Here is a 9,112-nt window from a genome sequence, read left to right as displayed (position 1 = left end):
TTATCGGTCTGGGCACGGTGTGGATCCTCGACGGGCTGGAGGTCACCATCGTCAGCGCGGTCGCGGGCAGGCTTTCGGAACCCGGCAGCGGGCTGGCGCTAGACGCCGCGCAGATCGGATTGGCCGGCGCGATTTATATCGCCGGTGCGGTGAGCGGCGCGCTGCTCTTCGGGTATCTCGCCGATCGTTACGGCCGCAAGAAGCTCTTTCTCATCACCTTAGGTCTTTATCTCGCCGCCACCGTGCTGACCGCATTCGTCACCAGCGCATGGTGGTTTTACCTGTGCCGGTTTTTTACCGGCGCGGGCATCGGCGGCGAATACGCGGCCATCAATTCCGCCATCGACGAACTAATACCCGCGCGTCTGCGCGGTCGCGTGGCGTTGTTTATTAACGGCTCATACTGGGTAGGCGTCGCCGGGGGCGCTGGTCTCTCCGTGATTCTGCTCGACACGGACATCTTCGCCGCTGACCTCGGCTGGCGGCTCGCGTTCGGTCTGGGCGCGATTTTGGGCCTTGGCATATTGCTGGTGCGCCGTCACGTGCCGGAAAGCCCGCGCTGGTTGTACATTCATGGTCGCGCGCACGAAGCCGAGGCGCTGGTCGATGGCATCGAAAAAGAGATCGAGAACAAGCTCGGAGAACCGCTGCCAGAGCCGGAAACGTCAATCACCGTGCGGCAGCGCGGAAGCATCGGGTTCATCACCATCGCGCGAACGATGTTCAAGGTTTACCCAAAGCGTGCGTGGTTGTGTTTCTCGCTGTTCACCGGCCAGGCGTTTCTGTACAACGCGATTTTTTTTACTTACGTACTCGTACTGACGACTTTCTACGGCGTGCCGGCCGGCACCGCGCCGCTCTATCTGATCCCGTTCGCGATCGGCAATTTTCTCGGGCCCGCGCTGCTGGGGCCGCAGTTCGATACGATCGGGCGGCGCGCGATGATCTCCGGCACGTACATTCTCGCCGGTCTGCTGCTCGCGGGCACCGGTTACCTGTTCGTGCAGGGCGTGCTGACAGCGGTGACGCAAACCTTGGCCTGGATGGTAATCTTTTTCTTTGCCTCGGCCGGCGCGAGTGCTGCGTACCTCACCGCCAGCGAGGTATTCCCGATGGAGATCCGCGCGCTGGCGATCGCGTTCTTTTTCGCCATTGGCACCGCGGTTGGCGGCATCTCCGGCCCGCTGGTGTTCGGCGCGCTGATCGAAACCGCACGCGCCGCCGATGTGTTCATGGGCTATGTGCTCGGCGCTGCGTTGATGATCGCCGCGGGGCTGGTCGAAGTCTTCATCGGCGTAGACGCCGAGCGCAGAAGCCTTGAGGATATCGCCACGCCGTTGACGGCGGAGTAAGCATATCAGGCATAAGTTGAACTGATTCAAGGTGCACCCCAATACTGGGCTTAGTATGCTGGGGGCTATGGATCTCGTTCTGGGCGCAGTATTGCCGTTCACGCCGGAGGAAGCAGAAATCGCGGCTTCGCTCTGGCAGTCCACGCGACGTTATGGACTCTCTCTCGGCGATCGCGCCTGCTTGAGCTGCGGCCTCGATCTGGGCGTGCCGGTATTTACCACCGATAAAGTTTGGCAGAAACTGAAGCATGCCATTCAGGTACGCATTGTGCGATAGCATGCGCTGGCGGGATTTCAGGACTGTTGGTGTTTGGCAATCTCATCGAAATCGCAGTGGAGGAGTTAGGTTAGACCTAGTTACCGCTGCTCTAGCTCCAAGGTCCATTCACTTAGTTGGGCAGGAACCCCGCTATCAGGATTCAGTTGGATACCTTCGGGGCCAAAAGATGTGCGATGGAAACGGCTTATACATACTTGAAGCGATCTCCGCCGCTTCCTCAGCGCTGGAGAAAATACCTTCCTGACGATTGTTTTCGAAGAGCCAATAGCGATCACTAATCTTTGCGATTCTGAGCATGTGAAATTGCCATGAATCGGGAAGCCAGCCTTTAGACTTTAAATTCCCGCGAACCTCTTTGAGTCTTCTTCCTGCTGCCGCCTCGCACTTAGCAAGCAGGATTAATATTTGGCTGTCAGTATGCATGGATTAAAGGCAGTGCTCTGTCTTGGCAAGTATTCTACATCGATATAGTTAAAGGTAAGCGACATATCGCCGCCATGGTCGACGCATTGGCATCAGCGCCCGTTCACAATGGCGAAATCCGTTTACGACACGGGGGCGATAGCGCGAGACGTCGAACTTGCCGGTCATAAGGATTTCGATTGTACCTGTTTAAACCGATAGTCAGTAAAGAGCAGCATCCGCCAGTCCATCTCGCGCTTGGCGATAAGCGCAGTTTTCTTCAGGCCCACACGGCGAATACATATATCCAATGCAGCGAATAACTCAGCGCCAGCGCGGCGCACATAAGCCGTAGACACATGCTTTCGTAACGCCGCCAAAGCACGACGCTGCCCACGGCTACAACAACTATCTCGCAGGCGCTTACGATGTCGCCGTAATGCGCGGGATCCCAGTACGAGATCGGGCTAAAAAAGCGCCAGTCGGAGAACGGGAAGAAATGGCGGTGGGCGTCGTCATGGTGCAGCGGCAGATCGAACAGAACATGCAAGCCCATGCCGGCGAAAAAGGCGGCCCAGCGTGTGGCGCGGAGCCGCCAGGAGATCGCCAGTCCCGCAAGTATAAGGTGGATGGAATTGAATACGTCGAAAAATGCCTGCCACTGGCGCTGGTGATAATGCACGCTCCAGATCACGCTCTCCTGCGTGCCCAGCGCCTTGAGATAGATGTAAAACACAATCATCGACAGGTCGGGCAGCAGCGAGCCGGCGACGATGGGCACGGCGAGTTCGGGGCGGTCTCCGCGCCCGAGGATCAGCCAGTTGATGACCGCATGGGCCGGCGTATTCACGCGCTACCGCCAGTTCAAGCCGGGTGGGTCAGTTCGGCTCGGGCACCGTCCACATGTAAATCACGTGACCGTCCATGTTATCCGTGTGTTGCGGCTTCCAGTCGCCTATGGCGAAATCGTGCGACACGATCGGCGTGCCCGGTGCAAGTTCGTCCAGCAGTTTCGGCATAAGACGCTCGTTCACGCTGGGCAGCAGGTAAAGCGTAACCACCGTGGCCGGGCTCAAATCGGTCTCGAACAGATCGACCTGCCGGAACGTGACGCGTCCGTGGACGCCGGCCTTGCGCGCGTTTTCCCGCGCCTCGTCCACGCGTCGGGGATCGATGTCGATGCCGACGCCGTGCGCACCGTAGCGTTTCGCCGCGCTGATCACGATGCGCCCGTCGCCCGAACCGAGGTCGTACACCATGTCATCGCGTCGCACATCGGCAAGCTCCAGCATGTGGTAGACCACCGGCTGCGGCGTCGGTACGTAGGCCACGTAGGGATGCGTCGGTTGTATGGCGTCTGCGTTCAGGCTCGTGATGAAGACCAGCGCGATTAACCATTTACTGGACATTGGATGTTGCTCGGTTGGGGGAGGTCGGTTGACGCGCCGCGGCCGGCGATCGGGGCGCACGTACGCGCGCCAGCCACAACACAGGCACGCCGCACACGAGCACCGCGACGCCGAACAGCGCGCCGATGCCGGTGTGCGCGAGGCTGGCGTAGAGCAGATAAGCGCAGGTCAAGCAGAACACGATCGGCGTCAGCGGATACCGGCACGGGGAACGGGCGCGGCCCGGGTTCACGCGCGCGCAGCATGAACAGCGACACGCCGGCGAGCAGGAAAAAGAACCAGAACACCGGCGCCGTGAATTCAACCATGGTTTCGAAGCCGCTGCGCGTGGTCGTCCCCAGCAGCACCAGGGCAAGCGCGATGCCAGCCTGCACCAGCAGCGCATTGACCGGCGCGCTGCCTCGCCAGCGCCCGAGCGCGGAGAACAGGCGCACGTCGCGGCCGAAGGCGTACGTCACTCGCGCGCCCATCAATATCGTCGCGTTGGCTGACGTCAGGGCGGCGATCGCGATGAACAGGCTGACCAGCCGCGCGCCGATTTCGCCAAAATCCTGCCGCATCACGTCGGCGGCGATTGCGTCCGAGTCGCTCGTGCCGGCCAGACCCAGCGCGTTCAAATACGCGAGATTCACCAGCACATAAAGCGTCGTGACGGCGGCGATGCTCCAGAACAGCACGCGCGCGATGTTGCGCTCAGGGTGGCGCAATTCCGCGGAAATGTAAGCGGCTTCGTTCCAGCCGCCGTACGTCATCATCACGAACACCAGGATCAGCCCCCAGTTCGTGCTTGTCGGATCGCCCGGCGCGGTGGGCGAAGGCGGGGCGGCCGACAGCCACAGCCCGGCCACGATCACCAGGCCCACACCCGTCACTTCGAGCACCGTAAGCAGGTTTTGCGTCCATTTGCCCTGCCGCAAACCCGAGACGTTCAGCGCCGCGTACACCGAAGACGAGCGCGCCCCCAGCGGCCAGATCTGCGAGGCGTAGTCGCCGACCACAAATGCCAGCAGTGCGATTGAGCCGGTCGGGATTACCGTCAAACGCGCCCAGGCGAACAGAAACGATACAGAGTTGCCGTACGCCAGTTTGAAGTAGTGGTAATCGCCTCCGGGGTGAGGGTGCAGGCTCGCAAGCTCGGCGTAGCACATCGCCCCGGCCAGCGAGATCAGCCCGCCCAGCACCCAGGCGGACAGCATCAGAACAGGACTTCCGGCGTTGCCGGCAACAAGCGCGGGTGCGCTGAAGATGCCGGCGCCAACCACAATGCCGACGATCAGCCCCATGCCGTCCAGACACGTGAGCATCGGCCGCGGTATCGCTGTCGCGCGGCCGTTCAGGTCACGTACCACTGTGAGGCGGCGGGGCTGCTCATTCCGGAAGGCACTGGAGATGATGAGCGAAGGCGGCGGCAATGCGTACGACCGAGATATGGTCGGCATGAACCATGCCGCAATCAATTAGGCTTAACGTCGGATAAAAGCCCCTCGGCAAGCGTCTGGCGGATCAATGGCGTTGGGTCGGGCTGCCGTATAACCAGCGCGAGAACAGCCGTGACAGCAGCGGCATGATGACGTAGGTCATCAGTATCACCTGGGTGACGATCAGGATGAAAGAACGCAGCAGCGGATGCAGATTGCCCAGCAGTCCGCCATACAGCGGTGCCAGGGTGTTGAGCATGCAGAACAGCACCACCACCAGCACGATGACCATCTTGTAGCGCGGCGGTTGCGTGAGGGTCGCCGCCTGCGGCGAGGTGAACCAGAACTCAAGGCCCGTCATGTGCTCGATTCTGGCGTCACCCTCCACGATGCAGTCGCGCATCCGGTTGTACCACGCGCGGCGCTCGGACGAATTCTCCCACGCCGTGAGCGTCGCCTGCGACTCGAACCGCAACAGGATCACGTAATCGCAGTCAGCGCTGCCGGAGGGCCGTATCACGTTCACGCCGAGAAACCCCGGAAATGCGCGCGCGGCGCTCAGGATGCCTTTCAGCCAGTCTTCGTACTCCTGGCCGCGGCCACGCTTTATCCGCCGCGACGATCGCGGTGACCGGGCCTTCTTCCGGCACGGATGGTGCGCCCATGTCGGGATGATCGCTCACGAAAGCTGCCGGCCGTACCTCGGCCACGATGCATACGATGATAGTGAAGTGCGATGTTTAATATACAAGGTCAGTTGCGGGTCGGATATGACGGGCTTGCGCGCGGAGCCACAACGCGATGCCCGGCTATGGAACAGACACACAAGCGGCGTTCAGCCCGCCGTGGTCTCAAGGCGCATGGGCATGATGATCAGCGGCACCCCTTTCAGGTGCAGGCGCTGCTGGAGCGCGTACGCCGTGTGGTTGTGCAGCAGGCGGGTAAACAGGTTCTCCTGACGGAAAATCAGGGTGCCGGCGAAAAACACACTGTTGGGAAAGCGTTCCATCACCTGCTCGGCGAGTTGCGTGCCGGCTTCCACCGGATCGGTGCTGAACGAGGAGTAACTCGCGGCCGCCATGCCGTGCGCGTGGCAGAAGCGCACGTACTGTTTGAGCTGGTTATCGACATCGCGTTGCAGATCCAGGATCTGCTGGTCCTCCTTGATGCAGACCGTATCGACCACTCCGGTGGTCAGAAATACGAAATTCCGGAAGCGGTCGGGAAACAGCCGTTGTGCGTTGAGCAGGGTATGGATGCCGACGCCTCGATAGTCAGAAACGAAAAACACGGCCGCCGGCTCGCCGTCACGAAGCTGTGGTGACGTCCCCGTCGTGGGCGCGGGCAGTTGCGTCAGGATTTCGTCCAGCGACGTGAGAGTTCGGCGCACGTTGCGGTAATGTCGCGAAATGCAGTAACAGAATATCACCAGCAGGCCAATCAGCAGCACCGCCAGCCAGCCCCCATCGGCAAAGCGTCCGATGGTTAATACCAGAAAGATGCTGGCCGTAATAATGAGCCCGGTCAGGGTGAGCAGCATGCGCCGCCACCAGCCACGGTCGTTGCGCCTGCGCCGCCACCAGTAGAAGGTGAGTCCCATCAACGTCAGTGAAAACGTCAGAAACACGCTGATGCTGTAGACAATCACCAGAAACTCGACGTGGCCGCCGCTGCCCAGCAATATACCCAGTGCCGCGCCACCCATCAGCAACACGCCGTTCTTGGTGACCAGGCGATCCGAAAGCTGGCTGAACCGGTGCGGAACCCAGTGATTAACCGCCATGTTGGCCAAAGTCGCGGGCCCGCCGATGAACCCGGCGTTGGCCGCCACGAACAAGAGTCCCGTCTCCAGCAGCAATACGATGATCAGCGCCGGTTCGCCAAAGTGCCAGCCGCCCAGTTGCCAATCGCCCATGATCTTGCCGAAGGTAACCGCGTTCAGCGTCTCGCCGGCGGTGGGCTGTACGTTCCACAGCAGGTACAGAAGCATGGTGCCGCCCGCCGTGAACGCCAGCGACAGCGCAGTGTAGAACATCGTCAGCTTGCCGGTACGAACGCGCGGCTCTTTCAGCAGATTCACGGTGTTCGATACGGCCTCAATGCCGGTGTAGGTACCGCCGCCGATGCCGTAGGCGCGGATAAACAGCGCGATTGCGAACAGAATGCCGGTTTCGTCGTTCAGGGTGGTGATGTGCTCGACCGTCAGCGCCACCGTCTCGTCGAAGCGATGCGCCTGCGCACCGATGCCATAGATGATCAGCCCCACGTGCGTGATCACGAAACCGAGAAATATCGGCAGCAGCACGTAGATGGATTCCTTGACGCCACGCAGATTGAGGATCACCAGCAAACTGAGCAGCAGCACGGCGGCTTCGGGTTTGAGGAAATGCCAGCCCGCCGGCAGAAAGCTGAACAGCGCATCCACACCGGCGGCGATGGAAATGGCGATGGTAAGCACGTAATCCACGATCAGTGCCGCGCCGGACAAGAGCCCCAGGCGCCGGTTGAGCAGCCGCGTGGCGACCTTGTAGCCGCCGCCGCCGGTCGGGAACAGCTCGATAACCTGGTTGTATGAAAGCGCGATGATGAACACGGTCACCATCGTCACCAACGCCAGCAGCAACGCCAGTCCCGTATGCTCGCCCAGCGCTAGAAACCCCTGCTCGGGGCCGTACGTAGACGAAGAAAGGCCATCGGCGCCCAGACCCACCCAGGCGAGAAACGCGACCAGCGTTATGCTCTGGCGCGTTGCGGGCGCGAGCGGATCGCGTGGGGGGCCGATGACCGTGCGATGCACGCGGGTCTTCAGTTGATCCCAGGTCACCAGGCATCCTCCGGACCGTCCGCGATGGCGTTCAATGCAACGTGCATGCGAGGTGGATATCGTCCGGGAGCGTCGTTGGCCCAATCAGGCCGGCGTCCGCGGCGCTGCCTACTGGAACCGACCAATGAAAATTATTTCCGAAGACGTTCTCAGGACGCCAGCGCACTGTGGCGCCGCGAGAATGCGAAGTAAACAATGAGGCCCAGAGCCGTCCAGATGGCGAATCCCAACCAGGTAATGTACTGCAGACTGAAGATCAGATAGAGACAGAAAAGTATGCCGAGCACGGGGATGACGGGGCTGAAGGGCTCGCGAAACGGGCGTTTGAGATCCGGCTGCTGATGACGCAGCGCGATCACCCCGGCGCTCACCAGCACGAAGGCCGCCAGCGTCCCGATATTCACGAGTTCGGCGACCGCCGAGATCGGCGCGAAGCCCGCGATCAATGCGATTGTCACGCCGCACACCCCGATCGCCCTGATCGGCGTGCGCGTTTTCGCGTTCAACCGAGCGAATACGGGCGGCAGCAGGCCGTCGCGGGACATGGCGAACAGGATGCGCGTCTGGCCATAAAACATCACCAGCATCACCGTGGTCAATCCCGCGATCGCGCCGGCCGACACTACCGCCGCTGCCCAGCGCGCACCAGCCTGGGACAGCGCGAAGGCGACGGGTGAGGCGACGTTCAGGCTGGCGTACGGCGCGATGCCGGTAAGCAACAGACCGACGATGATATAGATGATGGTGCAAAACGACAGCGATGTGAGGATGCCGATGGGCAGGTCTCGCTGCGGATTGCGCGTCTCTTCCGCCGCCGTCGAGACTGCGTCGAAACCGATATAGGCGAAAAACACCAGCGCCGCGCCGCCCATTACGCCGCTCCACCCGAACGGCATGAACGGCTGCCAGTTCGCGGGCTCGACGTGAAACAGCGCCACGCCGATAAATACCGCGATGGCGGTCAGCTTGATAAACACGATCACGGCGTTGAAGCGCGCGCTTTCCCGCACCCCCAGCATCAGCAGACCCGCCAGAATCAGAATGATCCCCGCGGCCGGCAGATCTACGATACCGCGTTCGGCCGGCCCGCGCAGCAACGTGGCCGGTAACGTCAGCCCCATGCTCGTGAGCGCGTTATTCACGTACCCCGACCAGCCGATGGCGACCACCGCCACGGCCAGCGAATATTCCAGAATGAGATCCCAGCCGATGATCCAGGCGATCAGTTCGCCAAAACCGGCGTAGGCGTAACCATAAGCGCTGCCGGCGCCCCCGATCGCGGCGGCAAGCTCCGCGTAAGCGAGCGCTGTGAACGCACAGGCCGTGCCGGCGACGACAAACGACAATGCCACGGCGGGTCCCGCCTGCGTGGCCGCAGCGATGCCGCTCAACACAAATACGCCGGCCCCGATGATGGCGCCGATGCC

The 9,112-nt window shown here is 61.5% G+C and carries 8 protein-coding genes and 1 pseudogene; 2 read left to right on the top strand and 7 right to left on the bottom strand.

Annotated elements, in window-relative coordinates; all coding sequences use genetic code 11:
- The coding region (locus H0V34_14860) for an MFS transporter (GenBank protein MBA2492903.1) at positions 1-1,352 on the top strand (1,352 nt) is incomplete at its 5' end.
- Between the two features lie 55 nt (positions 1,353-1,407).
- Positions 1,408-1,629, top strand: coding sequence for a twitching motility protein PilT (locus tag H0V34_14855; GenBank protein ID MBA2492902.1), 222 nt, complete (start codon positions 1,408-1,410; stop codon positions 1,627-1,629).
- A 135-nt stretch (positions 1,630-1,764) separates the two neighbouring features.
- On the opposite strand, the gene H0V34_14850 is transcribed toward H0V34_14855, so the two are convergent.
- The 7 genes and pseudogenes from H0V34_14850 to H0V34_14820 all read right to left on the bottom strand — a co-directional run.
- Positions 1,765-2,055, bottom strand: a complete 291-nt coding sequence (locus tag H0V34_14850) for a hypothetical protein (protein MBA2492901.1) — start codon at positions 2,053-2,055, stop codon at positions 1,765-1,767.
- A gap of 259 nt (positions 2,056-2,314) precedes the next feature.
- Complete coding sequence (locus H0V34_14845; protein MBA2492900.1) at positions 2,315-2,884, bottom strand: hypothetical protein; 570 nt, start codon at positions 2,882-2,884, stop codon at positions 2,315-2,317.
- 28 nt (positions 2,885-2,912) lie between these two features.
- On the bottom strand, positions 2,913-3,443 hold the full coding sequence (locus H0V34_14840) for a methyltransferase domain-containing protein (protein MBA2492899.1): 531 nt from the start codon (positions 3,441-3,443) through the stop codon (positions 2,913-2,915).
- A pseudogene (locus H0V34_14835) lies at positions 3,433-4,747 on the bottom strand (amino acid permease). Before H0V34_14835 ends, H0V34_14840 begins: the two are co-directional and overlap by 11 nt.
- A gap of 199 nt (positions 4,748-4,946) precedes the next feature.
- Positions 4,947-5,537, bottom strand: a complete 591-nt coding sequence (locus H0V34_14830) for an antibiotic biosynthesis monooxygenase (GenBank protein MBA2492898.1) — start codon at positions 5,535-5,537, stop codon at positions 4,947-4,949.
- Positions 5,538-5,696: 159 nt separating this feature from the next.
- The gene (locus H0V34_14825) at positions 5,697-7,670 is read right to left on the bottom strand and encodes an amino acid permease (GenBank protein MBA2492897.1); all 1,974 of its coding nucleotides are present in this window, start codon (positions 7,668-7,670) and stop codon (positions 5,697-5,699) included.
- Positions 7,671-7,834: 164 nt separating this feature from the next.
- On the bottom strand, positions 7,835-9,112 hold a 1,278-nt coding region (locus H0V34_14820; protein MBA2492896.1), incomplete at its 5' end, for an amino acid permease.

Source organism: Gammaproteobacteria bacterium (assembly GCA_013696315.1).
Lineage (GTDB): Bacteria > Pseudomonadota > Gammaproteobacteria > JACCYU01 > JACCYU01 > JACCYU01.
This window is presented reverse-complemented; position numbering and strand designations above follow the sequence as displayed.